Here is a 275-nt window from a genome sequence, read left to right as displayed (position 1 = left end):
CAATCAGGTTGTCGAGATCGCCAAGAACATCAAGCCGTCTGAGCGTGGTGAGCTGGAAATCACCGATGTGAATCGGGTTTATCTCGAGCGGAAGAACCTCAGCGTTGAAATCCTCGGACGTGGTTTCGCCTGGCTGGATACCGGCACTCATCAATCGTTGATGGAAGCCAGCCACTTCATCCAAACTATCGAAGAGCGCCAGGGATGGAAAGTGGCCTGCCTTGAAGAAATTGCCTTCACCAATGGCTGGATCACTCGCGAGCAAGTTGCCAGCC

The 275-nt window shown here is 53.5% G+C and carries 1 protein-coding gene; it reads left to right on the top strand.

Annotated elements, in window-relative coordinates:
* Positions 1-275 (top strand): sugar phosphate nucleotidyltransferase (locus tag AAEZ05_RS28540; protein WP_350649949.1); only part of this gene is annotated, 275 nt, incomplete at both ends.

The sequence above is a fragment of the Pseudomonas sp. HY13-MNA-CIBAN-0226 genome (assembly GCF_040310305.1).
Lineage (GTDB): Bacteria > Pseudomonadota > Gammaproteobacteria > Pseudomonadales > Pseudomonadaceae > Aquipseudomonas > Aquipseudomonas gregormendelii.
The sequence above is the reverse complement of the archived record's forward strand: the minus strand, read 5'-3'. Positions and strand labels throughout refer to the sequence as shown.